The organism is Diaphorobacter sp. HDW4B (genome assembly GCF_011305535.1).
Classification (GTDB): domain Bacteria; phylum Pseudomonadota; class Gammaproteobacteria; order Burkholderiales; family Burkholderiaceae_C; genus Diaphorobacter_A.
Map to the genome: position 1 here is coordinate 2,021,281 of NZ_CP049905.1, position 26,850 is coordinate 2,048,130.

At 62.2% G+C, this 26,850-nt stretch carries 34 protein-coding genes; 24 read left to right on the forward strand and 10 right to left on the reverse strand.

Features of this window, described 5'->3' with window-relative positions:
• The first annotated feature begins 3 nt into the window (after positions 1–3).
• A complete protein-coding gene (locus G7048_RS09315; RefSeq protein ID WP_166067865.1) occupies positions 4–1,080 on the forward strand; it encodes an ABC transporter substrate-binding protein in 1,077 nt (358 codons plus the stop codon).
• A 14-nt stretch (positions 1,081–1,094) separates the two neighbouring features.
• Here G7048_RS09315 and G7048_RS09320 read toward each other — a convergent pair whose 3' ends face one another.
• The 5 genes from G7048_RS09320 to sctD all read right to left on the reverse strand — a co-directional run bounded on the left by G7048_RS09320 (position 1,095) and on the right by sctD (position 4,403).
• Entirely contained in the window at positions 1,095–1,868 is a 774-nt protein-coding gene (locus G7048_RS09320; RefSeq protein WP_166067866.1) for a hypothetical protein, read from the reverse strand.
• A 32-nt stretch (positions 1,869–1,900) separates the two neighbouring features.
• On the reverse strand, positions 1,901–2,200 hold the full coding sequence (locus tag G7048_RS09325; RefSeq protein WP_166067867.1) for a hypothetical protein: 300 nt from the start codon (positions 2,198–2,200) through the stop codon (positions 1,901–1,903).
• A gap of 166 nt (positions 2,201–2,366) precedes the next feature.
• Positions 2,367–2,612, reverse strand: coding sequence for an EscF/YscF/HrpA family type III secretion system needle major subunit (locus G7048_RS09330; protein ID WP_166067868.1), 246 nt, complete (start codon positions 2,610–2,612; stop codon positions 2,367–2,369).
• A gap of 38 nt (positions 2,613–2,650) precedes the next feature.
• Complete coding sequence (locus G7048_RS09335; protein ID WP_166067869.1) at positions 2,651–2,926, reverse strand: hypothetical protein; 276 nt, start codon at positions 2,924–2,926, stop codon at positions 2,651–2,653.
• A 40-nt stretch (positions 2,927–2,966) separates the two neighbouring features.
• On the reverse strand, positions 2,967–4,403 hold the full coding sequence (gene sctD, locus G7048_RS09340) for a type III secretion system inner membrane ring subunit SctD (RefSeq protein WP_166067870.1): 1,437 nt from the start codon (positions 4,401–4,403) through the stop codon (positions 2,967–2,969).
• A 133-nt stretch (positions 4,404–4,536) separates the two neighbouring features.
• On the opposite strand from sctD, the gene G7048_RS09345 reads away from it, so the two are divergent.
• Positions 4,537–4,869 carry an STAS domain-containing protein gene (locus G7048_RS09345; protein ID WP_166067871.1) on the forward strand — a complete coding sequence of 111 codons (333 nt, stop codon included), beginning with the start codon at positions 4,537–4,539 and terminating at the stop codon, positions 4,867–4,869.
• A 77-nt stretch (positions 4,870–4,946) separates the two neighbouring features.
• On the opposite strand, the gene sctV is transcribed toward G7048_RS09345, so the two are convergent.
• The 5 genes from sctV to sctW all read right to left on the reverse strand — a co-directional run bounded on the left by sctV (position 4,947) and on the right by sctW (position 9,601).
• Positions 4,947–7,061 (reverse strand): type III secretion system export apparatus subunit SctV, encoded by a 2,115-nt coding sequence (gene sctV, locus G7048_RS09350; protein WP_166067872.1) that lies wholly within the window; start codon positions 7,059–7,061, stop codon positions 4,947–4,949.
• A 2-nt stretch (positions 7,062–7,063) separates the two neighbouring features.
• A complete protein-coding gene (locus G7048_RS09355; protein ID WP_240933224.1) occupies positions 7,064–7,516 on the reverse strand; it encodes a hypothetical protein in 453 nt (150 codons plus the stop codon).
• A 5-nt stretch (positions 7,517–7,521) separates the two neighbouring features.
• Positions 7,522–7,941 (reverse strand): hypothetical protein, encoded by a 420-nt coding sequence (locus G7048_RS09360; RefSeq protein WP_166067873.1) that lies wholly within the window; start codon positions 7,939–7,941, stop codon positions 7,522–7,524.
• Positions 7,942–8,108: 167 nt separating this feature from the next.
• A complete protein-coding gene (locus G7048_RS09365) occupies positions 8,109–8,492 on the reverse strand; it encodes a hypothetical protein (RefSeq protein WP_166067874.1) in 384 nt (127 codons plus the stop codon).
• Entirely contained in the window at positions 8,492–9,601 is a 1,110-nt protein-coding gene (gene sctW / locus G7048_RS09370; protein WP_166067875.1) for a type III secretion system gatekeeper subunit SctW, read from the reverse strand. Before sctW ends, G7048_RS09365 begins: the two co-directional genes overlap by 1 nt.
• Before the next feature lie 211 nt (positions 9,602–9,812).
• On the opposite strand from sctW, the gene G7048_RS09375 reads away from it, so the two are divergent.
• The 22 genes from G7048_RS09375 (at position 9,813) to sctC (ending at position 26,849) form a co-directional block, all read left to right on the forward strand.
• On the forward strand, positions 9,813–10,121 hold the full coding sequence (locus G7048_RS09375; RefSeq protein WP_166067876.1) for a hypothetical protein: 309 nt from the start codon (positions 9,813–9,815) through the stop codon (positions 10,119–10,121).
• 83 nt (positions 10,122–10,204) lie between these two features.
• A complete protein-coding gene (locus tag G7048_RS09380; RefSeq protein WP_166067877.1) occupies positions 10,205–10,786 on the forward strand; it encodes a hypothetical protein in 582 nt (193 codons plus the stop codon).
• A gap of 29 nt (positions 10,787–10,815) precedes the next feature.
• Positions 10,816–11,586, forward strand: a complete 771-nt coding sequence (locus G7048_RS09385) for a hypothetical protein (protein WP_166067878.1) — start codon at positions 10,816–10,818, stop codon at positions 11,584–11,586.
• 20 nt (positions 11,587–11,606) lie between these two features.
• Entirely contained in the window at positions 11,607–12,167 is a 561-nt protein-coding gene (locus G7048_RS09390; protein ID WP_166067879.1) for a SycD/LcrH family type III secretion system chaperone, read from the forward strand.
• A gap of 39 nt (positions 12,168–12,206) precedes the next feature.
• The gene (sctE, locus tag G7048_RS09395) at positions 12,207–13,424 is read left to right on the forward strand and encodes a type III secretion system translocon subunit SctE (RefSeq protein WP_166067880.1); all 1,218 of its coding nucleotides are present in this window, start codon (positions 12,207–12,209) and stop codon (positions 13,422–13,424) included.
• Between the two features lie 39 nt (positions 13,425–13,463).
• On the forward strand, positions 13,464–14,351 hold the full coding sequence (locus G7048_RS09400) for a hypothetical protein (protein WP_166067881.1): 888 nt from the start codon (positions 13,464–13,466) through the stop codon (positions 14,349–14,351).
• Positions 14,352–14,367: 16 nt separating this feature from the next.
• Positions 14,368–14,859: a lipopolysaccharide assembly protein LapB gene (locus G7048_RS09405; protein ID WP_166067882.1), complete on the forward strand. Its 492-nt coding sequence runs from the start codon at positions 14,368–14,370 to the stop codon at positions 14,857–14,859.
• 24 nt (positions 14,860–14,883) lie between these two features.
• Positions 14,884–15,324: a hypothetical protein gene (locus G7048_RS09410; RefSeq protein WP_166067883.1), complete on the forward strand. Its 441-nt coding sequence runs from the start codon at positions 14,884–14,886 to the stop codon at positions 15,322–15,324.
• A gap of 23 nt (positions 15,325–15,347) precedes the next feature.
• Positions 15,348–15,803, forward strand: a complete 456-nt coding sequence (gene sctI / locus G7048_RS09415; protein WP_166067884.1) for a type III secretion system inner rod subunit SctI — start codon at positions 15,348–15,350, stop codon at positions 15,801–15,803.
• Positions 15,800–16,630: a type III secretion system inner membrane ring lipoprotein SctJ gene (sctJ, locus tag G7048_RS09420; protein WP_166067885.1), complete on the forward strand. Its 831-nt coding sequence runs from the start codon at positions 15,800–15,802 to the stop codon at positions 16,628–16,630. The genes sctI and sctJ overlap by 4 nt, the downstream gene beginning before the upstream one ends.
• Positions 16,627–17,328: a hypothetical protein gene (locus tag G7048_RS09425; protein WP_166067886.1), complete on the forward strand. Its 702-nt coding sequence runs from the start codon at positions 16,627–16,629 to the stop codon at positions 17,326–17,328. Before sctJ ends, G7048_RS09425 begins: the two co-directional genes overlap by 4 nt.
• Positions 17,298–17,939 (forward strand): HrpE/YscL family type III secretion apparatus protein, encoded by a 642-nt coding sequence (locus tag G7048_RS09430; protein WP_166067887.1) that lies wholly within the window; start codon positions 17,298–17,300, stop codon positions 17,937–17,939. The genes G7048_RS09425 and G7048_RS09430 overlap by 31 nt, the downstream gene beginning before the upstream one ends.
• A 44-nt stretch (positions 17,940–17,983) precedes the next feature.
• Entirely contained in the window at positions 17,984–19,324 is a 1,341-nt protein-coding gene (sctN, locus tag G7048_RS09435; protein WP_166070892.1) for a type III secretion system ATPase SctN, read from the forward strand.
• A complete protein-coding gene (locus tag G7048_RS09440; protein WP_166067888.1) occupies positions 19,321–19,824 on the forward strand; it encodes a YscO family type III secretion system apparatus protein in 504 nt (167 codons plus the stop codon). The genes sctN and G7048_RS09440 overlap by 4 nt, the downstream gene beginning before the upstream one ends.
• Positions 19,821–20,429 (forward strand): hypothetical protein, encoded by a 609-nt coding sequence (locus tag G7048_RS09445; RefSeq protein WP_166067889.1) that lies wholly within the window; start codon positions 19,821–19,823, stop codon positions 20,427–20,429. The genes G7048_RS09440 and G7048_RS09445 overlap by 4 nt, the downstream gene beginning before the upstream one ends.
• Positions 20,430–20,497: 68 nt before the next feature.
• Positions 20,498–21,619, forward strand: a complete 1,122-nt coding sequence (gene sctQ, locus G7048_RS09450) for a type III secretion system cytoplasmic ring protein SctQ (RefSeq protein WP_166067890.1) — start codon at positions 20,498–20,500, stop codon at positions 21,617–21,619.
• A gap of 21 nt (positions 21,620–21,640) precedes the next feature.
• The gene (gene sctR, locus G7048_RS09455) at positions 21,641–22,288 is read left to right on the forward strand and encodes a type III secretion system export apparatus subunit SctR (RefSeq protein WP_166067891.1); all 648 of its coding nucleotides are present in this window, start codon (positions 21,641–21,643) and stop codon (positions 22,286–22,288) included.
• 11 nt (positions 22,289–22,299) lie between these two features.
• Entirely contained in the window at positions 22,300–22,569 is a 270-nt protein-coding gene (gene sctS / locus G7048_RS09460) for a type III secretion system export apparatus subunit SctS (RefSeq protein WP_166067892.1), read from the forward strand.
• Positions 22,570–22,610: 41 nt separating this feature from the next.
• Positions 22,611–23,417, forward strand: coding sequence for a type III secretion system export apparatus subunit SctT (sctT, locus tag G7048_RS09465; protein ID WP_166067893.1), 807 nt, complete (start codon positions 22,611–22,613; stop codon positions 23,415–23,417).
• A 21-nt stretch (positions 23,418–23,438) separates the two neighbouring features.
• On the forward strand, positions 23,439–24,497 hold the full coding sequence (gene sctU, locus G7048_RS09470) for a type III secretion system export apparatus subunit SctU (RefSeq protein ID WP_166067894.1): 1,059 nt from the start codon (positions 23,439–23,441) through the stop codon (positions 24,495–24,497).
• Positions 24,494–24,907 carry a type III secretion system chaperone gene (locus G7048_RS09475; RefSeq protein ID WP_166067895.1) on the forward strand — a complete coding sequence of 138 codons (414 nt, stop codon included), beginning with the start codon at positions 24,494–24,496 and terminating at the stop codon, positions 24,905–24,907. The genes sctU and G7048_RS09475 overlap by 4 nt, the downstream gene beginning before the upstream one ends.
• Before the next feature lie 28 nt (positions 24,908–24,935).
• On the forward strand, positions 24,936–26,849 hold the full coding sequence (gene sctC, locus G7048_RS09480; protein ID WP_240933225.1) for a type III secretion system outer membrane ring subunit SctC: 1,914 nt from the start codon (positions 24,936–24,938) through the stop codon (positions 26,847–26,849).
• The last annotated feature ends 1 nt before the right edge of the window (position 26,850 follow it).

Consider the following 26,850-nt stretch of genomic DNA (forward strand, 5'->3'; position numbering starts at 1 on the left):
CGCATGCCTGCATCCCACACTCCATCACGCTGGCTTCGCCGGGGTCTTGCAGTCTGTCTTTCCATCGCTGCCATGGGCCCGTCATCGATGGTGCTGGCCCAATCGCCGGACAGCGCAGCCGCCAAGACCTACACCATCGCCATGGTGCTGCCGCGCGACAACCAGAACATCGAAGCTGGCTTCACCAACTATCTGCAGCGCCAGGGTCTGTCGGTGCGTTACGTGCCGATTCGATACTCGGGCGACGCACAGGACATTCCCGCACTCAGAGAACAAGTGCGCGCCGCCAAGCCCGATCTGATCTATTCCTGGGGCACACCCACCACGCTGGCGCTGGCCGGGCATCACGATTCGAAGGACGGCATCCGCGACACCGCCATCGTGTTCACGGAGGTCACCGATCCGGTCGGCGCGGGCCTGATCACTTCGCTCGCCAAGCCCGGTCGCAACGTCACCGGCGTGAGCCATGTTGCGCCGCTCACCGTGCAGCTCAACGCCATCCGCGCGTATCGGCCGTTCAAGAAACTGGGCTACGTGCACAACCCGTCCGAGCCCAACTCGCAGCTGATCCTCTCGCAGCTCATGGCGCTGGCACGCGAGCAGCAATTCGATGTCGTCACCGCCACCTTGCCGCAACTGACCAATGGTGATCCGGACGCTGCGGGCATACAACCGGCGATCGCCAAGGTTGCCGAGCAAGGCGCGGACTTTCTCTACATCGGCCCGATCACCTATCTCGCCTATGCGCATCGCGACGAGGTCACGCAAGCCGCGCTCGCGCACAAGCTGCCCACGTTCTGCGCCACCGAAAGCATCGTCCGTCAATCGGGATGCATGTTCGGCCTGTTCGCCAACGGAAACAACATCGGCGCGTTCGCAGGCTCCATGGCCAAGCGCGTGCTGGTGGACAAGCAGTCCCCCTCGGCCATTCCGGCGTCCAGCCTGCAGCGCTTTTCACTGCTGATCAACATGCGCACCGCAAGTGCATTGACGCTCTATCCGCCGATGCTGCTGTTGAATGTGGCCGAGGTGATCAACGCGCCGAACCTGGCAGCGTCTCAGAGCACCGTCAGCCACTGAGACACCTGCATGCCTCAGTCCAGATTCTTTTTGACCAGTTGCGCAAGGTCGCGCAGCTTGGCGACGAGGAAGGCTTCATTGCCGCCTGAGCTGGCGCCCGCACCCTGCGCCGCAGCCATGCCCTTCTCATACTGTGACTCGACACGCGCCTTCGCATCCGACAGGAAGTGACGCACATCGTTGAGCAGATTGAAGCCCGTCCACTCGCTGGCACCTTGCGTGCTCTTGAGCAGCTTGGCACCTTCGCTCAGCAGATAGCTCATGTCCCGGTCGTACTCGTACTGCACCTTGTCGACGCCTTCGCGCTCTTCAAAGTCCGTCATCATTCCGTCCCAGAAGTTGTCGAGACGTTCTTTCACGGCCTTGGAGATTTCCATGTCTTTGGCCGTGGATGGGCTGGGCAGCGGCTCGTCGGTCTCATCTGGCTGACCCACGCCATAGGCATCCCAGGTTTTCTGATTCTTCTCGTTGGGGCTCAACTCGGCAGCCCCCGGAAGCCGGCGCCCGGCTTGCATCGACAGCGAAGTCATCGGCATGCTCGACGCCTCCAGCAGACCTTCTTCCGGTGGGCAATTCGAGATGGGCGGCATCCCACCGGGAAACTGCGGTTTGATGGAAAAACTGGCCGTCAACTGATTGATGCAGTTGGTGATTTCATCCTCCATCATCGCGCCGTACAGAAGCTGCTGAGCAGACTGCGCACTGATGCCCGCGCCCGCTTCCTGCACTTCCGAGAGCGCATGGAGGATGTTTGGAGTGCTTGGCCCTCTGGTGTTGTCGATGCTCATTTCGATCTCCTGATGCGGTTGGTATTGGGAACTCAGATGGTCTGATGACGGCGGCGCGCCACGGCTGCGCCCAATGCACCCAGAGTCGAGCGCACGCTGAAGCTGCTGCGGTGTTTGGCGTCGCGTTGCACCTGTTCCATATCGGCCGCGAAGCGTGAGCGCACTTCGGCCAGTTGCTCTGGAGTCAACAGGCTTTCCAGATAGGCACGCGAGTTGGTCGCAGGCAGACCTCGCTGCGCGCGCATGCGCTGCGCCGTCTCCAGCGCCTGAAGGGCCTCATCGATGGCCTGCTGCGCCTCGTGCGAGAGCCGAGCAGAAGTGGAATGCTCCATTGGACAGTCTCCTGTGTAAAGAAGGAAAGACCGTGGACCGCACATGCGTTCGGCATGTTGGTCGGGTCATGCACGATGAGTAACCGTGCATGCCTTTGCGTTCCAATCCAATGAAGTCCTGCGCAACAAAGTTGAAAAAAAGAGAGGGGGTTGTCAGCCCCGCAAATCAAGCCGCCTTCTGCACCACGCCCTTGAGCGTGTCGCCCAGCTCCTTGACCACCGTGCTCTGCACCTGGGTCATCATGGTCCACTGCTGCAATTGCTGCTGCACTTCCAGCATGGTGGCCGTGCTGACGTTCGACTCGTTCTGCAAACCTTCCAGTCGGCTTCTCAGCCCCGTCTCAAGATTGTTGCTCGCCGAGCCCAGCGCGTTGGCAATGGAACTGAAGGTCAAACCACTGATTGATGACATTTCGCTCTCCTATTCAGGTTTCAAAAAAACCGTGGGCCTCAAGCCCCGGCAGGGTTGGTGGCGCGAGCCACAATTTGTAGTACTTCCCGCGATGCTTGGCAAGCGGCCAACAGCTCGCTGTATTGTGAAAAATCCTTGCTGGGCACTCCGCGGTCCAGCGTCTGCTTGAGTCGCAACTCCAGCACGCCGATCCGGGCAAGTGCCGCGGCGCGCACTTCGGCTGCAGCCGGACCGGCGAGTCCGGCCTCCAGCTCGCTCAGCGCAGGCATCTGCGACTGCTCCAGTGCGGACGGCAATATCAGGTTCGTCTTCATGTTCATCCCATCGGTTGGCCCATCACATCGGCGCATCACATCAACGCGCCAGCACCAGTGTGCGCGGCCCGGCAAAGGTCAGCCGATCAGGCTCCACGGACTCAAGTCGCCAGCCGCCACGCTGCCCACCCACTTGCAGCACCGTCCCGTCGCCAATCACCACATAAGGGTTGCCGCCGCCCACCACGCTGCGCACCTTGAACGGCAATGGCGCAGCGCTTACATGGATCAGCCGCTGCACTGGCGCACCCACTGCACGTGACGACTCCGAGACGGCCAGTTCCTGCACTTGCAAAGTGAAAGGCAAATCGGCCAACGGGTTGTCACTGCGCGCCAGCAGGTTTTCAAGGCGCGGGCGCTCGCGTGGATCAAGGGGCAGCGACAGACGCATGCGCCCATCACGCCACTCGGCCCTGGCACCGGGGAAGCCGGCTTTTTCAAGCCACAGCCGCAGCGCCTCGCCTTGCGTCGCCGCCATGCGCAAGCCGTCGCTGACGAGCAAGGATTTGGGCATCAGCGCACGCACAGCCTGCAACGCGTGTTCGCGTGCGGCGCTGTCCGTCACCAATCCCTGCATCTGCAATTGCCCATCGGCACCGAGTTCGAACGCCGCATGGCGCACGCCTGCAGTGCGCGCCGCCTCCAGCAGTTCATCACGCAGATCGGCCGCGTTGCGCACCGCCAGTTGCGGCAGCGGGCGCAGCACCGCAAGCCTCTCGGCCAACTGATCCAACTGGGCCACATTCGCCACCCAACCAGCGACGCGGATGCGCCCATCAGCCAGCGGCTCCACCAGCAACTTCGGCGTCGGTCTCACACCCTGGATCAGACGCTGCGCCTCGCTCACCAGTTGCTGCTGCGCCTTGGCATCGATCGCTGGCTGCTGCAACGCCGTTGGCACCGGCGCAGGCCCCGCGCCACGCAGCACATTCCACAGAACCGTTATCAACAAAGCCAGCAAGGCCAACGCAATGAACCACCACACCGGCACGCGCTTGCCTGCGCTGTTCGTCGCTTGAGCGGACACCTTCGGCTCAGCGCTTGCCGCAGCCTTCAAAGGCGACCGCACCACCACATCCTGCGCATCGGCTTGCGGTGTCTGCACGGCATCGGCTTCAGCGCCCTCGGCGGCTGTCGCGGGCTGGCTCGCCTTGGCGATGGCTCGCTGCGCTTGCGCCTGCTGCCAGGGACTTTCGGGCTGGCACACAGTCAGCGCCACATCGCCCAGATAGGCCACGCTGCCCAGCGCATGGCTGTCACCTTCGGCTGGCAGCTCTTGCGCCGAAGGTTTCTCGGCACTCAGTCGCCACAGCCCCGCATGCAACCACAGCCACGCGACGATGTCTTCGCCCATGCCCATGTCGGTGAGCACCAGATCGCACAGATCACCGCCGCCAATGCTCTCGCCGCCGCTGACGGGAACACGTGCGCCAGCATGGCGACCGCTCAACACACGCAACTCCACCATGTCACTCATGACGTCCTCCGTGCTGCGACGTGGACACCACGGCCACGCAGTTTCCGCGTGCTTTCACCACACATGTTCCATACAATGCAGCGAACCCATCTTTCAAACTCTCAGTACTGCTCATTCCCGAAGGATCGCTTTCATGAATCTCGAACAAGAACGCCGCGAAGACCTGTTGATCGTGCGTCCCCGTGGCCGTCTGGACAGCAGCAGTGCCCCCGAGATGGAGCGACTCATCACCGAGCAACTGGACACCGGCACACAACGCCTGGTGCTCGATTTCACCAGCCTCGACTACATCAGCTCCGCAGGTCTGCGCGTGGTGTTGGTGGCTGGCAAGAAGCTGCGTGCAAGCAAGGGCAAGATGGTGCTCGTCGGCCTGCAGGACATGGTGCGCGAGGTGTTCGAGATGAGCGGTTTCCTGGCCCTGTTTGCCGTTGCGCCCACGTTGGAAGAAGGCATCACCAAGGTGTGATCGCCGCCGACCTGCACAGGCAAGCGCATGCCTGTGCCGGCGAACCAGAACTTGGGTGATGAGGGTCGGGCAACGCATCACAAGTCGATTCTTGCCAACGGCTGAATGTTGATTTCCTGCGTGAGCTCCTGATAGCTCAGCACCGGCAGCTCGTACAGGTCCTGCTCGATCATCTTGCGCAAGTAGCGGCGAATGTCCATCGATGTCAGCAGCACTGGCCGCTGCGCACTGGCACCCAGATCCCCCACTGCACGCTTGATGTTGTCCACCAGTTGCTTGCCAACCGCCGGGTCCAGCGCCAGATAGCTGCCCGCCGACGTTTGACGGATGGCTCCGCGTACCGTGTCCTCCACGTTGGGCGCAAGCAGGTAGGCCGCGAGCACGTTCTGGCCGCTGGAATACTTGTGGCTGATGTGGCGCTTGAGTGAGGAGCGCACATATTCGGTGAGCAGCACGGAGTCCTTTTCCTTCTGCCCCCACTCGATCAACGCCTCCAGAATCGCACGCAGATTGCGCACCGAAATGTCTTCGGACACTACACGTTGCAGGATTTCCGCGATCTTCTGAATCGGCAGCACGCGCGTCACTTCCTTGACCAGATCCGGGAAGCGGTTCTCCATCGCCGTGAGCAGGAAGCGCGTTTCCTGAATGCCGAGAAAATCCGCCGAATACTTCTTGAGCACAAACGCAAGGTGATACGTCAGCACCTCGTTGGTGTCCATGAAAGGAATGCCCGCCTTCTGCATCGACTCTCGCGAACTCTCGGGCGTCCAGACGGTGGAGATATGCGGCAGAAAGTCGCGATCCGTCTCATACGGAATCTGCAGCGCATCGAGATTCGAAAGGTTCTCACGCACCAGCAGATAACCGGGGCGCAAACGCCCTTGCGATACCGGCACTTCGGAGAGCATGAGCTGATAGGCCTCGTCCGGCAGCGAGTCATTGAAACGCAACTGGATGCCTGGAAAGGGCACGCCCAGATCGAAGTACAGAGCACGCCGAATCTTGAGCAGCGACTCGTTGAGGATCTCCGCATCGAACGCCTTCTGCAAATGCGAGGACACATCCATCAACAGCGGCACCGTCGGCGCGAACTCTTCGGAGCCGTCGACCGCCTTCTTCCTCGGCTTCTCGCCAGCGGCGGCCATGGCGGGCACCTCGGTCAACTCGCCGGTCTTCTCATCGACCACCTTGCGCGTGCTGCGCATGATCACAAAGCCGATGCCACCGATCACCACCGCGAGTGTCAGGAACACGGCAATCGGCATGCCGGGAATCATCCCCATGCCCAGCGCCACTGCTGCGGCGATCAACAGCGCGCGTGGCTGCGCCAGAATCTGTTGGCCAATGTCCTTGCCGACGTTGGAGGGCCCGTCGCCGGTCTGCACGCGCGTGACGATCATGCCCGCGCAGATGGCGATGAACAGTGCCGGAATCTGCGCGATCAGGCCGTCACCGATGGTCAGCACCGAGTATTGCTTGGCCGCATCGGCCGCCGTCATGCCGCGCTGCATGGTGCCGATCACGATGCCGCCCAGCAGGTTCACCGCCACGATGATCAGGCCCGCGATCGCGTCGCCCTTCACGAACTTCATCGCACCGTCCATCGCGCCGTAGAGCTGGCTTTCCTTCTCCACGATGCCGCGGCGGCGCTTGGCCTCGTCCATGTCGATGGTGCCCGCGCGCATGTCGCCGTCGATCGACATCTGCTTGCCCGGCATCGCGTCGAGCGAAAAACGCGCCGCCACTTCGGCCACGCGCTCCGCGCCCTTGGTGATCACCACGAACTGCACGATGGTCAGGATCAGGAACACCACCAGACCCACCACCAGATTGCCGCCGACCACGAAGTTGCCGAAGGTGTAGATGATGTGGCCCGCATCGCCCTGCAGCAGAATCAGCCGCGTGGTCGCGATCGAGATGCCGAGTCGAAACAGCGTGGTCACCAGCAGCACCGAAGGGAACGACGAAAACGCCAGAGGCGACGGCAGGTACATGGCCACCATCAGCAGGATGGCCGAGATCGTCATGTTGATGCCGATGAGCGCGTCCACCAGCCAGGTCGGCAGTGGCAGGATCATCATGAAGATCACCGCCACGAGGAAGAACGCCAGGATCAGGTCGTTGCGGCTGGTGATGAGCTGCACGGCACGCTGTGCACGGGCTCCGAAGGTGGCAGTGGCTTGGGTCATGGTCAGCGAGTGGCGGCCTGAGGTTCGGAGTCTTGTGTGGTGTCTGCGGAATCGGCCGGCCGCATGGCGACAAACGCGCGCATCGCGCTGGCCGCCTCTTCATGGCGACCCAGCGCTTGCAGCGCCTGCCCGCGCACCAGATGGAAGGTGGCGTCCATGGCGCCCAGAATGGCAAGGCGGTCCAGCGTGTCCAGCGTGCGCTGCGGCTTGGCGGCCCGCAGTTGCGCCACGGCCAGCGTCATCAGCACCCGGGGTTGTTCGGGCTGCAATACATCGTGCGCAGCCGCCAGCACGGCGGCCTTGTCCGGCAAGCCGTTCTGCAGATAGATGTAGGCCAGCAAATCCATGAGCTCCAGCTCCACGGCTTCGCGGTCGCGCACCCTCGTGGCGGGCTCCGGCGACTCGGCCTGGCTCACAGGTCCTGCGGCATCGCTCACATCACTCAAATCGCTCATCGCACTCATCCCTGATACAGAGCGCTGCGATACATCGTCACCAGTTCGCGCAGGCTCACTTCATCGGCAAGCAGTCGCGAGGCGCGATTGAGCACACGCAGCTGCTCCTCCGAGCCCTCGCCACCATCGGCCCGCTGCGCCGCAGCATTCTTGATGCGATCCAGGGCTCCGGTCAGCGCCTGCCCGAACTTCACCGGAACCAGCAGATCACGATCCACCATGGTCGGGCGCAGTGACGACGAGATCGCATCGTCGAGCGTCTGGCGTTCCAGCAGCAACGAGAGCTGGGCACGAATCTCGCTGTCGGGCGGCGCGGAGAGCGAGCGCTCCGGCAGGCTCATGTCCGCCTGATCACGCGTGTAGGTGATGCTCTCGATACCCTTGTCAAAGTTCAGGCCCTGACTGCCTGGGGTGATCTTGTTCATGGCGCGTGACGTCCTCGATGGGCAGGTTGACGAATGAATGGGCCGGAAGGAATGACCGGGAAAAGAGATCAGAAATCCGGCTGCGTAGCGAATGAGTAACCAACGCGCCCCACTAGTTCCATCCCGCCGCAAAAACCTTGCACGCCTCCTTGCACGCCCGCATCACGTCATGCGTGAGCCACCGCCGACTGGTGCCATTGGCGCAAAAAGTCATAGCAATCACGGATCGCCCGCGCGGTCACCGCATCCTGCGGCAGGCGCGTGCCCAGCACCAGCCAATGGCCTGCAGGCGTCGCACGCAAGCCCACTTGCAACGGATGCCGCGCACTGCGGATCGAGGCTGCAGCACGCATCTGCTCCAGCAGCGTGCGTTCCATGTCATAGCGCAGCGGCTGCGACCACAGCACCAGCACATCGTCCTCGGACTGCACCACGCCGAGCAGACTTTCGTCGCCCATGCGGAACTGCACCTCATCGCCCGAACCCAGTTCGGCCGCATCCAGCCCCACCTCGTGGCAGAAATCTGCCAGCGCCTGTTGAAAGTTAGCCATCACCCACCTTCCTCTTCACGTTCAATTGCCTTGTCCAGTGCGTCCTGCAGGGCATTGAGCACGCCCTGGCGCTGATCGGCATCGACAAAGACGCGCTCAGGCATGCTGCGCATCAGCGACTTCAGGCCGGTCAACATGTGGATCTGCGCTTCGGTCGTGCGTGCGCCCTGCTTTTCGACCAGCGTCGCAAAGCGCGAGCCGGCCACCCATTTCTCCGAACTCAGCGTCACCAGCTCCTTGGTCAGCGCCACGGCATCGCCGCCCAAGGAGCCATGCCGAGCCGCCAGTTGCGCGAACAATTCCTTGGCCGAATCGAGCACCGTGGCCACCACGCGCAGGTGGTAGAGGTCCTGGATCAGGTTCTGCAGCCGCGTGGGATCGCAGGAGCTGCGCGCGGCCGCCACGTCCTGCCCCAATGCCTTGACGAGGCGGTCCATGCCCACCGCGAAGTCCTTGGGGCCGAAGCGCGACAGCGCCAGCGACAGCGTGCCCACCAAAGTGGGCTCGCCCAGCACGATGTCGGTGTAGGTCTGCTGAAACTCCTGCAGCTCCTCCTTGGAGCCCATACCTTCGCTGGCCGCGCCCAGAGTGTTGAGGTCGGCGCGAATCTGCGGGCCGGCCTCCATGTCGAGGTCATCGAGCGCCTCGCGAATGGCGTCCAGCACCTCGCCATCCGAGCCCTCTTCCTCGCCCTTGTTCAACGCATATTGCAGCGCCAGAAACTGGTCCGACGCGCGCCCGAACTTCTGCCGCGCCAGCCGCCCGGGGTCTTGTCGCCCAGCCAGCATCAGGTGGGCGAACATCGCCTCTTCCTCGGCGTTTTCGAAAGTTTCCGAGGCCTCCATGCACTCGGCCACCTCGTCCTTGTTCATGCGTTCGAGCGAGCGCATCGTGTCCTTCTTGCGCTCGGCTGCATTCTTGGACTCGGCCTTGGACGAGTTGAACAGACTCAGCTCCTCGGCCGACTCCGTGATCAGCATGGCCTCGTCTTCCACCTCGATCAACATCCCCTCGAACTCGCCACGGCTGCGCGCGCCCCCACCACGGTCAAGGCCACGGGCGTTGTCGCCCTGGGCTGCGTAATTGGAGAAACCTTCGATTTTGGACATGGTGCGGCTCAATGAAGCTCTGTTCAGCTCACTTGGTAACGCGCGAGGAGATCCAGTTCCATGTCCAGTCCATGGCTGCCGTGCACAGGGCCGCCGAACCGCTCCTTCGCAGAAATTTTCCGGGCGCATGGAACTGGTCGCAGAAGGCGGTTACTTACCCATCAATCGAGCAACACAGCTCACCACCAACCCCTTCCACAGGAGCACCGCCATGACCGCACGTCCGGATCCGCAAGAAATCATCGCTGCATCGGAGCGCCTGCTGGCCGAAGCCCAGCAGCTGATTGACCAGGCGGACGCCAAGCTGCGCAGCGATGGCCTTGACCCAGCCAAGTTCCTCTCCACCGCTGCCTCGGAACAGGCCGAAAAGGAAGGCCGGGCGCTCTTTGAGGCCGACATGCTGGCCATCGAGCGCGAAGTGGAGGCCGAGCGCATGCGCCTGCAGTTCCACAACCCGCAGACCAATGCGGCCAGCAAACCAGTCAGCGGCGGAGTCCGCCGGCCACGCAACATGATTTGATTGATTGATTCGAGCCGAACCAACCGCCCATCCGATGAACTGAATATCACCCATCTCGATATTCGCAACCGACGAGAGCCATTATGGGAAACGCCAGCAATTCAATAACTTTGCAAAATTCCGGCCTGCTCGGCATTGGAAACGTCGACGCCAAGACAGCGGATATTGATGTCATCATGACCATGCTGGAATCGCAGACAAGGCGTACCCAGCACCTCGATGTGGCCGTATCGGCCCAAATGCGCGAGATGAAGCTGAACAATGCCAAAACCGCCTCGACCAATGCCTTGTTGAGCGAACTGCGTGGTTTGAACAACTGCGTTCGCAAGCACGACAAGGGAAAAGATGGTGGCATGGATGACAAGTACAAGACCGATGGCAAGGTCATCCCTCCCAAAGATCCCACCGCAAATTCGTTCAAAGAAAAAATCAGAGTCCTGTGCAGTGAACTGAATATCAAATTCACGGATAAAAATCCCGGCGAATTGGAAGTGATGATCCAGAACGTCAAATCCACACTGGATGGTCTTTCCAATGATCAGCAAATGCATATGACCCGCCTTCAAAACCTCATGTCCAAACGAAATGAGTGTTTTGACACCATGACCAATACATTGCGAAAAATCCAGGAACAAAAAGACCGGATGATTGCGCACATCAGCTGACCCGCACGCAAACCAATCAGGAGAGCAACATGGACCTCAATGCAGCCGTCAGGGCAGACAGCCTCACTCTGGCCGAATTCCAGTCGATGGACACCGAGACGATGCTTTACTTCGTCCAATTGAAACGCGCCACGGACCTTGAAGACAAGTTGCGCGAGAAAATGGAGAAGGTGGCCAAGAATATCGACAATCATGGTGCCGACAGCACCAAGATCAACGACAACCTGAATGAAATAGCGCGGATGGAAAAAACTGGGCAAGTGGACCCCTCCAAATTCCAGGATCCTAAAGGGGAGAAATTGCTCGAAATTCTAAAAAACCCAGCCGCAGATGGCTCCGTTACCCTGACGAATGAACAAATCGATCTTCTAAATGAACGAATGGGGATGGGATGGGGTGTATATGGCACGACAGATATTCACGTTTTAAAAGAAGGCTGGTCCTATAGCACTTCTAATAAAGACTCTGTAACTATTCTTCCAGTCAAACAATCGGACGGAAACTTTAAAATCACAGTTCCTGAAAATGTCAAATGGCAAGTATATGGCCGGATTGAAACCACCATAAACTGGAAAGTCAATGGCAAAGACACTCAGACAGCCATTGACAAAGCCATCTCTGACCTCAAGACAGAAAATGAATCCTTGAAGGTCAAGGTGGATACCGCCACCAATCTGCAGCAATTGGACATGATCGAGTTGCAGCAACTCATGACCAATATGAATCAGGCCTTCGACATGGTGTCCAACGCCATGAAGAAATTCGCCGAGACCAAGGGCGGAATCATCCGCAATATGTGATTCGCAGGGAGCAGTAGATCATGGAAGCCAACCCAACCGCATCGGCCGCCGGAGCCCATCCGCCGAACCTGGAGACGCAGGTGCTCGATCTGTTTGCCGCAGGCGTCACGCTGGGCGACATGTTTCATTTTTCCGAGCATGACTACGAGGCGGTCTACGCCCTCGCGCACAGCCTGTACAGCCAGGGGCGTTTTGATGACGCCATGCGCCTGTTCGCATTTCTCACGGCCAGCAGCCCCTATGAGAAGCGCTTTGCCAACGCGCTGGCGTCCAGCATGCAGATGCTCAAGATGTACAAGCAGGCCATCGAGTACTACAGCGTGGCCTCGGTCATGGATTTGATGGACCCCATGCCCACCTTCCACACGGCCGAGTGCCTGATGGCGCTGAGCCACTACCCCGAAGCTCGCCAGGCGCTGGAGCTGGTGCTGCGCCAAACGCAGACGCCGGAGCGCGAGGCCCTGCGGGCCCGTGCCACTGCCTTGCTGGAGCACATGAGCGAGAAGAAGCTCGGCGAAGGCGAGCGCCCACTCATCGATTTGGCGAAGCTCGATGAAGAGTCCGCCAAGTCAACCCTTTGAACTGCCACCACCACTACAACACCACCAGGGAGCAAAGTCATGACGGGAACCAGAACAGTCGGCAGCATGGGCAACATGGGAATGGGCGGCCTGCAGACCATGGAAGAGACGGGCGATGGCAACCCCATCGTCAACGATCAGGATGAGCAGATCGATCCCGAGTTGACGCGGGACATCGGACGCAAAAGCCAGCCCCTCGGCACCACGGGCCACACGCCCGCCGACGAACAGGCCGGCATCTTCAACGCCATGGGCGCTCCGGCCATCGGCGACGTCATGACCGGCTTTTCCGCCGAAGAAATGGCGATTGCACTGCAGGCCATCCAGAACAAGGTGCAGCAGCAGCAGATGCTGACCGCCAAGGAAGGCATCAAGCTCAGCAAGACGCAGATCGATCAGGCCAATCAGAAGTCCATGGACAAGATCAAGGACTGGATCAAGGCCAGCGATGACGCGGCCGCCAAGGCCAAGAAGAAGTCGATCTTTGGTTGGTTGTCCATCATCGCGTCGGCCATCGCCTGCGTGGTGGCGGTGGTCGCCACGGTGGCCACGGGTGGCTTGGCCTCCCCGCTGCTGGCGGTGGCGGTGGTCGGCGTGGCAACGCTCGCCTATTCGGCAGGCAAGATGGTGCTGGAGAAGTTCGGCGTTCAAGGCGACCTCTCGGACCTCTTCACCTTTGTTGCCAACAAGGTGATGCAGATTCTTCCCATCCCGGAAGAAAAGCGCGAGGCCATTGCACAGATCGTGGGCTGCGGTCTGGTGATGCTGGCGACCGGCGGCGCCACCCTGGTGGTGGACCCGACCGTGTTCAGCAAGGTGGTCGGCGGCTCGGCAGCGCTCGTCACGGACAACAAGGAGGTCCTCGGCTGGGTGAACATGGTGGCAACGGCAGCGGCGGCCGTCGGCACGGCCATTGCCCTGACCGTCATGACCGGCGGCGGCGGATCGGCCAAGGCGGTGTCCGGAATCATCAACGCCATCAGCGCGGCGGGCAGCGCAGCGCAGAACATCGGCTCCGGCGTGATGGATCTGGAGATCGCCAAGGACGTGAAGGCCGGTGATCAGGCCAAGGCTGAGAAGAAGGAAATGGATGCCTTCCTGCTGAAGCTGCAGCGACTGCTGGAGGAGGACACCGAGCAACTCAAGAAGGTGCTGCAGGAGCTGGAAGAAGGCTTCGCCTCGATCTCGCAGATTCTGTCCGAGAGCGCTGCAAGCCGCACCCAGATCACGTCCAACATCGGCCGCACGATGGCCTGATGCCCCAATGACCCGCACCCCCATTGCACAGAGGTTCCCATGAACGCCACCGTCAATCCGTTCAGCGCCGACATCTCGGCCCACTTCAAACAGCATACGGCTGCCGAGAGCGAAGCCTATGTCACCGAGCTCTATGCCACGGCCTCCGTGAATGACCGCGAGTTGATCGAGGCTGCACTGCAGTCCATTGGCGACGAGATCGGCAGCGGCGCGAGCGATGCCGTGGAAAACAGCGGCTTCACCAAGGCAAACATCGCGCAATGCAAGGACGCCATCCGCGAATTCAACGCACTCAGCGCCCAGAACATGAGCGTGGACATGCTCGAGATTCTGAAGTTGATGCAGCGTTCCTCGCAAAGCATGCGCAATGCCTATCGCACGATCCGCAACGACGAGTCCAGCGCGCAGATCAGCACCATGCTCGATGCCGCCAAGGAGATGAAGAGCGCCGCCGATCACCGCTACAAGGCGGCCCAGATCCAAGCATGGACGCAGATCGCCACCGGCACGGTGCAAGGCATCGGCGCAGGTATGAGCGCCTTCGGCTCCTTCAAGTCTCTGGGGAAGATGGACAGCATCACCAAGGTGGACAGCGCGGGCAAGGAGTTCAGCAAGCTGGTGGATACGACGGCATCCAAGAACTGGGGGAACTTCGGCTCCACTTCCAGTGCCACGGGAGAGTCGCTCGGCAACATTGGCGGCGGCATCGGCAAGCTCATCTCCGCCGGTGAGGAACGCGAAGCCGCGTTGGCCGATGCCCGCGGCCGCGAGCTGGACGCCTCGGGCAAGTTGCATGAGTCCGCTTATCAGGACGCCAACGACCAGATGCAGCGCAATCAGGAAATCATCCGGGACGTGATGGACAAGCTGCAGGCCATCCAGCAGTCGAATCTGGAAACCAACCGCCGCATCAACAACAACATCTGACGTGGAGACCGCAGACATGAACACAAGCACCACGCCCGATCTGGCCGAGGAACTGCTCTCGGAAGTGGATCAGTACGTGCAGGCGCTGGGCGAGCTGCCCGCCAACAAGCGCCTGTCGGCCCCGACGCTGGATCTGGTCTACAAGCTCGCGCTGCAGCAGCTCGGCTTCGGTCACGTGAAGACCGCGCGCGACTATCTCAGCCTGCTGCTGGTCTACGCACCCACCGATGCGCGTTTTCTGGAAGCCCTTGCCCAATGCTGCGAGCAGGAGGGCGATTCGGACGAAGCGCTGCGCCACTACTCGCTGGCGCTCTACATCTCGCCCACCTCCAATCGGCTCGCACTGGCCGTGGCGGAAAACCTCGCCCGACGTGGCGAGGAGGCATCGGCCATCAGCATCCTGCAGGACGTGGTGCGCCTTGCCAACCAGCCTTCGGAACTGAAGTACCGCCTGCGCGCCGAGGTCTGGCTGCAGCGCCTGAAGGAAGGTGCGGTGGAGCCCACATGAGCCGCAATCCAGTGAGGTCGCACCATGCTCGACCCCGATGATGTGAACCTGCTCACGCAGATCGGCTTTCTCGCCGCTGCGCGTGGCGACGCCAAGCGCGCCGAAGTGATCTTCGGCGCGCTTTTGCGCGTTCGCGCGGAGCGTGCGTTCGCCCACGTGGGTCTGGCCATGACGTGGCTGAACGCGGGCCGCGCAGGCGATGCGGTGGCGCATCTGCGCAACGTGCGCCTGGCCGACAAGGAAGACAACGATCTGGTGCAGGCCTTTCTGGGATTGGCTCTGCAACTCGATGCGCGCGCCAGTGAGGCGCAGCGCGTGCTGACCAGCGTTGCGCAAACTGCTGAAAACACCCATGCCACTGAAGGCGCATTGCTGGCACAACGTCTGCTCGGACAGAGTGCGACAACACCGCAGACGGCACATCCAACCACTGGTCCCTCGGCATTCGCGCTGGGCCAGAGATAACAAACACATCCGAGGAGCGCTCCATGGACATCATCAACACTGCGGCAATGGCGGCTCTGAGCACCGCCACATCCACCTCGGCCGTGGGCGCAAGCGCCGCCACTGCCGCACCTGATGCGCTGGCAGCGGCGCGCTTTGCCGAGCTGATGGCGCTGCCCGTCGCGCCCGTTCAGGCACCCAACGCACTGGAGGCCACCGCCGCCACCGCTGCGCTGCAGCCCACGACGAACGCGCTGCCCGCCAACCCCAGCGTGGGCGACCGCATTCTGCAGGGCATGGAGAACGTCTCGCAGACCTTCCGCAACTCCTGGGAAGGCGTGAACAAGATGCTGGACACCACCCACGCCGATACCGGCAACGTGCAGGACATGCTCAAGCTGCAGATGCAGCTCACGCAGGTGGCGTTTGAATACGACCTCGTGGGCAAGCTGGTGAGCCGCTCCACGCAGAACATTGACCAACTGGTGCGCGTGCAATGATGTTCCCCCGAGTCGCCGCACTCATGGAGTGCAAGAACTGGTTCCGCGTGGCTCTGGCCTGCCTGTGTCTGACGCTGGCGGCCTGCGGCGCACGCGTCGATCTGATGGGCAACATCCCCGAGGACGAGGCCAACGATGTGCTGTCCGCGCTGCTCAAGGAGAACATCTCCGCAGAAAAGACCGCGGGCAAGGAAGGCATGGTGGGCGTGCGCGTGAATGCCGACCAGGTGGGCCGCTCGCTGGAAATCCTGCGCGCCAACGGTCTGCCGCGCGAGCGCTTTGCGGGCATGGGGCAGGTGTTCAAGAAGGACGGCCTGATCTCCTCGCCTGTGGAAGAACGCGCACGCTACATCTACGCGCTGTCGCAGGAGCTGGGCAATACGCTGTCCAAGATCGACGGCGTGCTCACGGCTCGCGTACACGTGGTGCTGCCCGAGCGCGGTGCAGTGGGCGAGGCGGGCACGCCTTCCACTGCGGCGGTGTTCATCAAGCATCAGGACGGCTACAACCTCGAGATCATTCAGCCGCAGATCCGCAAGCTGGTGACCAACAGCATTCCGGGGCTGACGACGGATCGGGTCTCTGTGATCTTCGTCGCCTCGCAGGCAAGAGATGCCGCGAGCAAGGACAGCGCGGCCGCACCGCCACAGGTCTGGGGCATGGATGTGGCAGCGGGCAATGCGGGCAGCTTCGCATCGGTGCTTTGGGGACTCGCGGGTTTGCTGGTGCTGACCTTGCTGGCGCTGGCTGCGCTGGTCTGGAAGTTCGTGCTCGGCAAGAAGCCGGTCAGAACGGTGCCGACAGCCATTGCAGGCGAGGCTGCATGACGAACATGAGCGCCGCCCTGCCCGATCTCGACTCGCCGCTCGCGGCTTCGCTGCAGGTGTTCAATCTGCTGCCAAGCCGCACACTGCATGGTGAGCGGGCGCGCAGGCTGTGGCCCGAAGATGCAGCGCACGCCGCGTTGGCGGCCCATCCCGCGATGGCGCAGGTGCTGCACCGCCAGCGTTCGGAGCAACTCCTGCATTCGCTGGGTGCAGATGCGGCCCCGGTGCTGAACGTGCAGGAGCCCGGCATGCCGCTGGCGTTGGCGCAGACACCGCAGCTCTCGCAGATCGCCCGGCTCGCTGGCGCTGCGCTGCTGGGCGGTCATCTGCGCCGCATGATCACACGCGCTCAGGTGAATCAGGCGCGGGAATCACTGCAGCCCGAAGTCTTTGAATGGGCGCAGCAGCGCTCAGGTGATTTGCATGAAGGCATGAGCGACGAGCAGTTGCGCCCATGGCTGAACGCCGATCTCCATGACAGCGCGCAGTGGCTCGGCACCGGTCTGTTGGCACACGCCTTTGGTGATGCGCCAGCCCCAGTGCGGTTGCGTGCCCACTGGAAACTGCACCCCGCTGCGGACGATGGACAACTGCGCGAAGCGAGCGGCATGTCCGCACGCGGCGCACGCGAGCTGTGCCTCGCACTGATGAAGCAATTGGATTCGACATGGCTTTCCTACTTCCCCGCGACCCGCTGACCCCGTCCCGCAGCTTGCAGGCGCAAGTCGCGCCCGGCCAGCGCATCCTGCGTGCTGCGGATGTTGCCGCCTGGGGCGAGGCCGAGGCATTGCTGGCCTCGGCGCGCGCGCAGGCGGACGCCATCGTCGCCCGCGCAGAGTCCGAACTCGAAGCCGAACGCCAACGCGGCTATGCCGAAGGTCTGGCCGAAGCGCAGATGGAGCAGGCCGAAAAGATGATCGACACGGTGAGCCGCACCATCGACTACTTTGCCCGCGTGGAAGGTGACATGGTGAGTCTGGTGATGTCGGCTGTGCGCAAGATCATCGATGACTTTGACGACACCGAGCGCGTGCTCATCGTGGTGAAGAACGCGCTCTCCGTGGTGCGCAACCAAAAGCAGATGACACTGCGCCTGCATCCGCAGCAGGTCGATGTGGTGCGCGCGCGCGTCAACGATCTGCTCGCGGCCTATCCTGGCGTGGGTTATCTGGACATCGTGGGCGATGGCCGTCTCGCCATGGAGTCCTGCATTCTGGAGAGCGAGATCGGTCTGGTGGAAGCGAGCATCGAAAGCCAGATCAAGGCCATCGAAGCAGCCTTCCACAAAGTATTGGGCAGCCGCGTATGAACGCCTACGCCGCCAGCATCAGCAGCTCATCGGGCAAGCGCTCGATCCACCAGTTCGACTACATCACCGAGATGATGCAGATCGCGCTGGATGACACGCCCGTCCTGCAGATCAAGGGCCGCGTCACGCAGGTAGTGGGCACCATCATCAAGGCCGTGGTGCCGACCGTGAAGGTGGGCGAAGTCTGCGTGCTGCGCAATCCCGGCGAAGAATTCGAGATGAAGGCCGAGGTGGTGGGCTTTGCGCGCGACGCGGCGCTGCTCACGCCGATCGGCGACATGTACGGCATCTCGTCGGCCACCGAGGTCGTTCCCACGGGCCGCGCGCACATGGTGCCGGTGGGCTTTGGCCTGCTGGGCCGCGTGCTCGATGGTCTGGGCCGTCCACTTGATGAGGCAGAGCGCGGGCCGCTCGAAGCCACCAAGTTCTACCCGGTGTTTCAGGAAGCGCCCGATCCGCTCAAGCGCCGCATCATCAGCCAGCCGCTGGAGCTGGGCGTGCGCGCACTCGACTCGGTGCTGACCTGCGGCGAAGGCCAGCGCATGGGCATTTTCGCGGCGGCGGGCGGCGGCAAGTCGACGCTCATGGGCATGCTCGTCAAGGGTGCGGATGTGGACGTGACGGTGGTCGCGCTGATCGGCGAACGTGGCCGCGAAGTGCGTGAATTTCTTGAACATGAATTGGGTGAAGAAGGCCGTCGCAAAAGCGTGATCGTCTGCGCGACCAGCGACAAGTCGTCGATGGAGCGCGCCAAGGCGGCCTACGTGGCCACAGCGATTGCGGAGTATTTCCGCGATCAGGGCAAGAAGGTGCTGTTCCTCATGGACTCGGTCACGCGCTTTGCCCGCGCGCAGCGCGAGATCGGCCTGGCTGCTGGCGAGCCACCTACGCGGCGCGGCTATCCACCCAGCGTGTTCGCCACGCTGCCCAAGCTCATGGAACGTGTGGGCATGAACGACAAGGGCTCGATCACGGCGCTCTACACCGTGCTGGTCGAAGGCGACGACATGACCGAGCCGATCGCCGACGAGACGCGTTCGATTCTGGACGGCCACATCGTGCTCTCGCGCAAGCTGGGCGCGGCCAATCATTACCCAGCCATCGATGTGCTGGCATCCGCATCGCGCGTGATGAATGCGGTGATCACGCCCGAACACAAGAAGGTGGCGGGCAGATTGCGCGAGCTGATGGCCAAGTACGACGAGGTGGAGCTGCTCGTCAAGATTGGCGAGTACAAGCGTGGAGGTGATGCCACCACCGATGAAGCCATCGACAAGATCGACCAGATCCGCAGCTTTCTCAAGCAGCGCACGGAAGAGCATTCGTCGATGGCGCAGACCCTTGAACAACTCACGGCGCTGGTGGGCGCGGGAGGCAGGCGGTGAGCATTTTCAAGGAGCTTCTGGCGATCAAGGCCTTTCGCGAAGGACAGGCGGAATCGGCCATGCGCACGCAACGCAGCATCGCCCTCGAAGCCAGCGAAAAGCGCGAGGCCGCCGAGGCGCTGCTCGCCCGCTTGCTGGCCGAAGGTGTGGACAAGGAACACCGCATGTACCGCGAATTGTGCGAGCGCATCGTCAAGCTGCGGGACATCGAGAGCGTGCAGCAGTCCGTTGCCGCGCTGCGCGCCCGGGAAGTGCTGCAGCAAGACAATGTGGATGCCGCCATCCGCGTGCTGGACGAGGAAAACCAGAAGCTCGACAAGGTTCGTGCGGCTCACAAGGAGGCCAGTCGCCAGAAATCCAAGTTTGTGGATCTCTCGCACAACCACACCAATGAGCTGGCCCGCGAAGCCGAGCGCAAGGAAGACTTGGAACTCGAAGAAGTGGCCAACATCAAGCGGGACCGCGAGGATTGGGACGAGTATGCGGAGGGCGAACGATGAGCGGTGATCGTCCCATTCATCTCGATCTGGGCATGCCCTCCGGCAGCCGCTATGACGTGGGCCATCAAGGCACGGATCAGCAAGCCCAACCCGAGCAACGCAACGCCACGCAATTGGCCGACGATGCCGCCGCCTTGCGCAAGCTGCTGGACGCGCGCAGCGCACCGGGCCAGTCAGGCCTGAGTACTCCCGCGCAGCCACCACAGGCCTTGAATCCGTTTGCGCTGTTCGGCCAAGGTGCGGCCAGCGCAGCACCCACATCCACAGACACATCGACTCACGAAGCCCCCGCAGGCCTTGACCAGACGCTCAGCCAGATGGCCCAGCGCCTGCTGGTGGGCGATGGCAGTAGCGGGCGACGCGGCGTGCAGATCCAGTTGAGCAAGGACAGCTTGCCCGGCGTGGTGATGGATGTGTTTGAAGACGCGGGCACGGTGGTGGCCGAGTTCACCTGCAGCCTCGAAACATCGCGCGAGCGTCTGAACAAATCCGCGCAGTGGCTTGCCGATGGGCTGAGCCAGGCGCTGCAACGCCCCACCTGTGTTCGCGTGCAGACCGACGACCCGGAGGACCGCTGCGCGACACAAGCGCAGGCGGGTCACTGATTCGCCGCAGCCAAGTCACCTCGCAAGTCACCCGAACCACCACCCTCATTCCAAAGCAGCTTCTCCACATGTCCGCCCTACCCCAACAACCTGCAATTCGTGCCCTGCCGCTGCCGCGCCTGACACGCAACGAAGCGCAGGGCCGCACCATCATTGCGCAGCGTGGTGTCGACCTGCCCCTGCAACTGGGTGACTCGACATGGCTGGCACGTCTGGTGCCGATCACGCATGCAAGCGCTCCCCAGGACCATGATCCGTCGGCACAGCCCAGCTCGGTGATCCGCATGGAATGGGCGGGGGCCAACTTCACCCTGCGCCTGCCCATTGCGGCGATGGAGCAGCAGGTCAGCGCACAACTGGGCGGCGCGAGCCTGCCCGACTTGCCGCCATCGCTCGCACAGGCGGCTCAGGAGGCGGTGCTGTCCAGCGTGCTGCATGCGTTGCAACGCCTTGGGCGCGGCACTCCGTCATTGGTGAGCCAGTTGACCGCATCCGCCGACAAAGCGGCGGACCCGGCCCATGCCTTCAAGCTCACCCTGCGCACGGAACAAGGCCCGCAAGCCATCGAAGGCAGCCTGCACGCCGACGGCCTCGGCCTGCTGCTGGTGGCGGGTCTGCTCAAGGACCGCCCCTTTGCTCCGGCCAGCATCGAACCCGATTTCCCCCTGACACTGCATGCGGAGCTGGGCTTCACGCGCACCACGGCCGAGGAGGTGGCGCAACTGGACAAGGGCGACGTCGTGCTCATGAGCACCTGTTTCATTGCCGCGCAGCGCGTGCTGTGGCTGAGTGCCGATGGCCGCGCCGGCATCCATGCCCAATTGCCATTGGCTGACGCTCATGCAGAGCCCACCCCACCAAGCCTTTCGATCATCCAGACCTGGACTGCCCACATGCCTACCGACACCAACACATCTCCGAGCAGCGATCAGGGCATCGCCCAAAGCAGCGCGGAGGTGGTATCACTTGAATCACTGCCCGTGCGCCTGTCCTTCGATCTGGGTGAGGTCACGCTGACACTCGCGCAGGTGCATGCGCTGCAAGTCGGACAGGCACTGACACTCGATCACCCATTGCAGGGCGCGGTGCGCATCCGCGCCAACGGAGCGCTGATCGGCGAGGGCGACCTTGTTGAAGTGGATGGACACATTGGCGTGTCCATCGCGCGCATTCTGGGCTCGTCCCGCTGAAGCACAGACGGAGCAGGCTCCATGCAGAATTTCGACCCCATCACGCTGGCAATCGTACTGGCCGTCATGGCCTTGCTGCCCACGCTGGTCGTGGTGTGCACTTCATTTCTCAAGATCGCGGTGGTGATGTCGCTGCTGCGCAATGCCATCGGCGTGCAGCAAGCGCCGCCCAATCTGGCGCTCTACGGCATGGCGCTGATTCTCTCGGCCTACGTGATGGCACCCGTCGGCACGGCGATGTTCGAGCGGCTCACCACACAACCCGACTCCCTGAAGAACGTGACCAGCTTTGTGACCTCGGTACGCGAAGGCGCGGAGCCGCTGCGCGAGTTCCTCACCAAGAACAGCCGCTTGGAGCAGCGCGACTTCTTCATGCGCACCGCCCAACGCACTTGGGGCCCCAAGCTCTCCGAGGGCATCACGCAGACGGACTTCATGGTGCTGATCCCGGCGTTCATGGTGAGTGAGCTGACATCGGCGTTCCAGATCGGCTTTCTGCTTTATCTGCCGTTTGTGGTGATCGATCTGATCGTCTCCAACATTCTGCTGGCGATGGGGATGATGATGGTCTCGCCCGTCACCATCTCCCTGCCGCTCAAGCTCTTTCTCTTCGTGATGGTGGACGGCTGGTCGCGTCTGATCCACGGTCTTGTGCTCACCTATGTCTGAGGCATTCATTCATGCAAACCGTTGACGTGGTCTCCTTTTTTTCGCAGGCGCTGTATCTGGTGCTGTGGTTGTCCCTGCCGCCCATCATTGTGGGCTCGATCGTAGGTACGCTGTTCTCGCTGTTCCAGGCGCTCACCCAGATTCAGGAGCAGACGCTGTCCTTCGGCATCAAGCTGATTGCCGTGTCGCTCACCATCTTGCTGACGGCCCGCTGGGTGGGCGGCGAGATGTTCAATTTCACGCTGCAGTTGTTTGACGCGATTCCCAACATGGGCCGCTGACGCACGAGATTTGCGCTTTTCCCGCGAAAGGATGGAACTGCATGGACCTGCCGGTTACTTACGAAGAAGCCAAGACGCTCATTGGGACGTTGGCTTTGACGCAACCGCGCATTCTTGCCATGTTCATCGTGCTGCCGCTCTTCAATTCGCAACTGGTGCCCGGGCTGATCCGCTTCGGCATCGCGGGAACGCTTGGCGTGATGGCCATGCCGCTGGTGGCTGCCGATGTGTCGGATCTGAACCTGAACTTTGTGGCGCTGTCGGTGCTGATCATGAAGGAGGCCTTCGTCGGCTTCGTCATCGGCTACCTCGCCTCGATTCCATTCTGGATTTTCGAGGCCATCGGCTTTCTGGTGGACAACCAGCGCGGCGCAAGCATCGCCTCCACCTTGAACCCGCTGACGGGTAACGACTCATCGCCCATGGGCATCATGTTCTATCAGGCGTTCATTGTGTTCTTCCTGATCTCCGGTGGCTTCTCGCTGCTGCTGGGCGTGCTCTATGACAGCTTTGGCTACTGGAGCGTGACGCAGTGGACGCCGCGCCTGAGCCCCGAATCCATCCCGCTGATGCTCAAGCAGTTGGACCAGCTCATGCACATGGCCGTGCTGCTGGCTGCGCCGGTGCTGGTGGCCATGTTTCTCTCCGAGTTCGGCCTCGCGCTGGTGAGCCGCTTTGCGCCGCAGTTGCAGGTGTTCTTCATGGCCATGCCGATCAAGAGTGCGCTGGCCGTACTCGTGCTGATGCTCTACGCATCCACGCTGTTTGAGTACGGCAAGGATGAAATCCTCGCCATCGTGCGGCTGCTGCCGTTTCTGCGTGAACAGTGGGGGGCCGGCTCGACCTGAGGTCGAGCAGCAGATGCCCACATGAGCGAAAAGACCGAACAGCCCACCTCGAAACGCTTGCGTGATTCGCGCAAGAAGGGCGACGTCGCCTACAGCAAGGACTTCACGCAGACCTTGCTGATCCTGTCGATCTTCGGCTACTTGCTCGCCAGCGCTTCCAGCATCGTCGAAACGCTGGGCCGCCTGATGCTGCTGCCCGGCACACTGCTGCGCCTGGACTTTGACCGTGCAGCCGAAACCATGATCAACGAGGCGCTCAAAGTGGGCAGCGAGATCGTGCTGCCGTTCGTGGGTATCGTGCTGCTCGTGGGCATCTTTGCCGACACCATGCAGGTGGGCGTGCTGTTTGCCTTCGAGAAACTCAAACCCTCGGCCAAGAAGCTCAACCCCATCACCAACGTGAAGAACATCTTCTCGGTGAAGAATTTCGTGGAGTTTCTCAAGTCCTCGCTCAAGATCGCCTTTCTCTCGGCGCTCCTGTGGATTCTGATTCGCGACGCGCTGCCCATTCTCACCAGCATCCCGGACGCGGGCATGGCCGGCTTCGGCAGCGTGGTGGGCGCACTGCTCAAGACCATGCTGATCAACATCGGCCTCGCTTACAGCGTGATCTCGCTGGCCGACTTCGCATGGCAACGCTACCAGTATCGCAAGGGCCTGATGATGTCCAAGGACGAGGTCAAGCAGGAATACAAGGAGATGGAGGGCGACCCCCACATCAAGCACAAGCGCAAGCATCTGCATCAGGAAATGATGCAGGAAGGTGCTGTCAACAGCGCCAGAAAGGCGACCGTCGTCGTGACCAACCCTACTCACCTGGCCGTGGCGCTGCACTATGACGCCAACGAAACACCTCTGCCCGTGGTGCTCGCCAAGGGCGAGGGAGCACTGGCCGAACGCATGATGCAGGCCGCGCGCGAGGCCGGTGTGCCGGTGATGCAGAACATTCCGCTGGCCCGCGCACTCACCGCACAGGGCGAACCTGGCCAATACATTCCGTCGGAGCTCGTGGAGCCCGTCGCCGAGCTGCTGCGTCTGCTGCAGCAAATGAACCTACACCCCGAGGACTCACCGCCATGAGAAGCACCGCACCGCCAGATACCGTCAGCGCCAACCTGCTTCAAGCCTATGCCCAGCAACTCGGCATGGCCGCAGGTGACAGGAGCATCAACGAGCCGCTCGACATGAACGTGGACGACCGCTATCGCCTGCGCCTGCGTGCACTGCCAGAGGGCGGCATCGCGATCGTCTCGCGCCTGCGCACATTGCCTGATGCAGGCAAGGATCGCGATGAGCTGGTTCTGCGGGTATCGCAAATGGCGCTCGGCATGATGAAGGAGCACGCCAGCACCTGTGTGGTGGACTCCAGCGAACGCGCCATCTGGTTGCAGCAGACCGTGGCGACCAATTCAACGCATGAGATCGACGAAGCCGTTGGCGAATTCGTCAATGCACTGGCGTTCTGGGCCAAAGCCGTGAACAGCGCCTGAAGTGACGGCCAAAGAAAACGAGACTCCCATGAACAAACCTCCAGCCGCGCACCTGCGACCTGCACCGTTGAATCGAATGTTGAAACAGCCTCGCCGCATGCTGTGCGCTCTGGCCGCTGCGTGCGCCATGCTGGGGGCAGCACCTCCCAAGGCGCTGGCCTCACCACCGCCCTGGGCAGAAGCGCCGTACAGCTACTACGCCAACAACGAGTCCATGCATACCGTGCTCGGCAACTTCGCCAGCAGCTTCAGTCTCTCGCTGGATCTTTCGCCGGAAGTGACCGGCACCGTCAACGGCAAATTCAACGCGCAGAGTCCCACGGAATTCATGGATCGACTGAGCAGCGTCTACGGCCTGAACTGGTTCACGCATGCCGGAACGCTGTTTGTCAGCCGCACGACCCAGATCACCACCAAGGCCATCACATCCGGCAGCAGCAGCATTGCCACCATGCGCGAAGCGCTCGGCAGTCTGGGCATTCTCGAAAAGCGCTTCGGCTGGGGCGAGCTGCCCGAGCAAGGCGTGGCACTGGTGTCCGGCCCACCGGCCTACGTCGGTCTGATCGAGCGCACCATGGCCACGCTGCCACTCGCGGCCGGTGGCCAGCAGGTGGCGGTGTTCAAGCTCAAGCACGCATCGGTGGATGACCGCACCATCCTCTACCGTGACCGCCAGATCACCACGCCCGGGCTCGCCCAGGTGCTGCGCAATCTGATCAACAACGCGGGCGGCACGGGCTCATCGGGCGTCAGCAACGCATCGATGTCCTCGGTGGCGGGCATGCTCGCCATGCCTGCTGGCCTGCCCGCTGCAGCCAACACTGCGGGGCTCAACTTCGACAGCAACGGCAATGGTGCCGCCACCGGCATGGCCGCATCACCTTATGGCACCGCGAATGGAACAGGCGCGGTCGCCGCAAGTGGTGCGCAGAACCCGACGGCCAGTCGCCCCCAGACGGGATCACGCCGCATGTCCGCGCCATCGATTCAGGCGGATTCGCGCCTCAACGCCATCATCGTGCAGGACACGCCCGAGCGTATTCCGCTGTACAAGGCGCTGATCGAACAGCTCGACGTGGCTACGCCGCTCATCGAGATCGAGGCGCTGATCATCGACGTCAACACCACGCGCGTGGACGAGCTGGGCATTGCCTGGTCCGGTCGCAAGGGCGGCACGGTGGGCGGCTTCGGCAACATGACGCCATCGGGCGACGGCAACGATCTGGTGATCGGTGCCTTGAGCCGCTCCGCCACGTTCGATCCCACCTCGCTGGTGGTGAATGCCGGCAACAACCTCATCGGCCGCATCCGTGCGCTGGAGAGCAGCGGCGACGCGTCGATCCAGTCGCGTCCGTCGATCCTCACCATCGACAACATCGGCGCGCTGCTCGACTTGTCGGAGACCTTCTACGTGCGCACCATCGGCGAGCGCGTGGCCACGGTCACGCCCATCACCGCAGGCACGACGCTGCGCGTGACGCCGCATTTCGTGATGCGTGATGGCGGCCCGGTCGTGCAGCTCGATGTGGACATCGAAGACGGCCAGATCCAGGAGACCACGGTGGACACGCTGCCCATCGTGCGCCGCAGCACGGTGAGCACGCAGGCCATCGTCGGCGAAGGGCAGACGCTGCTGATCGGCGGCTATCGCAGCCGCCAGCAGACCAGCTCGGTGGACAAGGTGCCCGGCCTCGGCAGCGTGCCGATTCTCGGTCTGCTGTTCTCCAACAAGATCAACAACTCGCAGATACGCGAGCGCATGTTCATGATCCGTCCGCGCGTGGTGTCGCTGCCTCCGCAGTTGAGTGCGTCGGTGGATGCACTCAAGACACAGGACCCGTTCAATCAGGACAACCTGCCCTACTCAGCCCCGTTCATGCCCACCACGCCGCGCGCCATGCCATCAACGGGCTTGAGCGATCCGCAGATGCGGCCTCAATGAA

Coding starts and splice junctions, on each gene's coding strand:
- sctT (WP_166067893.1), top strand. CDS start 22,611: ATGGACCTGCCGGTTACTTACGAAGAAGCCAAGACGCTCATTGGGACG.
- G7048_RS09390 (WP_166067879.1), top strand. CDS start 11,607: ATGGAAGCCAACCCAACCGCATCGGCCGCCGGAGCCCATCCGCCGAAC.
- G7048_RS09325 (WP_166067867.1), bottom strand. CDS start 2,200: ATGGAGCATTCCACTTCTGCTCGGCTCTCGCACGAGGCGCAGCAGGCC.
- G7048_RS09385 (WP_166067878.1), top strand. CDS start 10,816: ATGGACCTCAATGCAGCCGTCAGGGCAGACAGCCTCACTCTGGCCGAA.
- sctD (WP_166067870.1), bottom strand. CDS start 4,403: ATGAGTGACATGGTGGAGTTGCGTGTGTTGAGCGGTCGCCATGCTGGC.
- G7048_RS09320 (WP_166067866.1), bottom strand. CDS start 1,868: ATGAGCATCGACAACACCAGAGGGCCAAGCACTCCAAACATCCTCCAT.
- G7048_RS09405 (WP_166067882.1), top strand. CDS start 14,368: ATGAACACAAGCACCACGCCCGATCTGGCCGAGGAACTGCTCTCGGAA.
- sctC (WP_240933225.1), top strand. CDS start 24,936: ATGAACAAACCTCCAGCCGCGCACCTGCGACCTGCACCGTTGAATCGA.
- G7048_RS09445 (WP_166067889.1), top strand. CDS start 19,821: ATGAGCGGTGATCGTCCCATTCATCTCGATCTGGGCATGCCCTCCGGC.
- G7048_RS09365 (WP_166067874.1), bottom strand. CDS start 8,492: ATGGCTAACTTTCAACAGGCGCTGGCAGATTTCTGCCACGAGGTGGGG.
- G7048_RS09430 (WP_166067887.1), top strand. CDS start 17,298: ATGGCTTTCCTACTTCCCCGCGACCCGCTGACCCCGTCCCGCAGCTTG.
- G7048_RS09345 (WP_166067871.1), top strand. CDS start 4,537: ATGAATCTCGAACAAGAACGCCGCGAAGACCTGTTGATCGTGCGTCCC.
- G7048_RS09425 (WP_166067886.1), top strand. CDS start 16,627: ATGACGAACATGAGCGCCGCCCTGCCCGATCTCGACTCGCCGCTCGCG.
- sctR (WP_166067891.1), top strand. CDS start 21,641: ATGCAGAATTTCGACCCCATCACGCTGGCAATCGTACTGGCCGTCATG.
- G7048_RS09400 (WP_166067881.1), top strand. CDS start 13,464: ATGAACGCCACCGTCAATCCGTTCAGCGCCGACATCTCGGCCCACTTC.
- G7048_RS09335 (WP_166067869.1), bottom strand. CDS start 2,926: ATGAAGACGAACCTGATATTGCCGTCCGCACTGGAGCAGTCGCAGATG.
- G7048_RS09375 (WP_166067876.1), top strand. CDS start 9,813: ATGACCGCACGTCCGGATCCGCAAGAAATCATCGCTGCATCGGAGCGC.
- sctJ (WP_166067885.1), top strand. CDS start 15,800: ATGATGTTCCCCCGAGTCGCCGCACTCATGGAGTGCAAGAACTGGTTC.
- G7048_RS09475 (WP_166067895.1), top strand. CDS start 24,494: ATGAGAAGCACCGCACCGCCAGATACCGTCAGCGCCAACCTGCTTCAA.
- sctV (WP_166067872.1), bottom strand. CDS start 7,061: ATGACCCAAGCCACTGCCACCTTCGGAGCCCGTGCACAGCGTGCCGTG.
- sctW (WP_166067875.1), bottom strand. CDS start 9,601: ATGTCCAAAATCGAAGGTTTCTCCAATTACGCAGCCCAGGGCGACAAC.
- G7048_RS09355 (WP_240933224.1), bottom strand. CDS start 7,516: ATGAGCGATTTGAGTGATGTGAGCGATGCCGCAGGACCTGTGAGCCAG.
- G7048_RS09360 (WP_166067873.1), bottom strand. CDS start 7,941: ATGAACAAGATCACCCCAGGCAGTCAGGGCCTGAACTTTGACAAGGGT.
- sctQ (WP_166067890.1), top strand. CDS start 20,498: ATGTCCGCCCTACCCCAACAACCTGCAATTCGTGCCCTGCCGCTGCCG.
- sctU (WP_166067894.1), top strand. CDS start 23,439: ATGAGCGAAAAGACCGAACAGCCCACCTCGAAACGCTTGCGTGATTCG.
- sctE (WP_166067880.1), top strand. CDS start 12,207: ATGACGGGAACCAGAACAGTCGGCAGCATGGGCAACATGGGAATGGGC.
- sctI (WP_166067884.1), top strand. CDS start 15,348: ATGGACATCATCAACACTGCGGCAATGGCGGCTCTGAGCACCGCCACA.
- G7048_RS09330 (WP_166067868.1), bottom strand. CDS start 2,612: ATGTCATCAATCAGTGGTTTGACCTTCAGTTCCATTGCCAACGCGCTG.
- G7048_RS09315 (WP_166067865.1), top strand. CDS start 4: ATGCCTGCATCCCACACTCCATCACGCTGGCTTCGCCGGGGTCTTGCA.
- G7048_RS09380 (WP_166067877.1), top strand. CDS start 10,205: ATGGGAAACGCCAGCAATTCAATAACTTTGCAAAATTCCGGCCTGCTC.
- G7048_RS09410 (WP_166067883.1), top strand. CDS start 14,884: ATGCTCGACCCCGATGATGTGAACCTGCTCACGCAGATCGGCTTTCTC.
- sctS (WP_166067892.1), top strand. CDS start 22,300: ATGCAAACCGTTGACGTGGTCTCCTTTTTTTCGCAGGCGCTGTATCTG.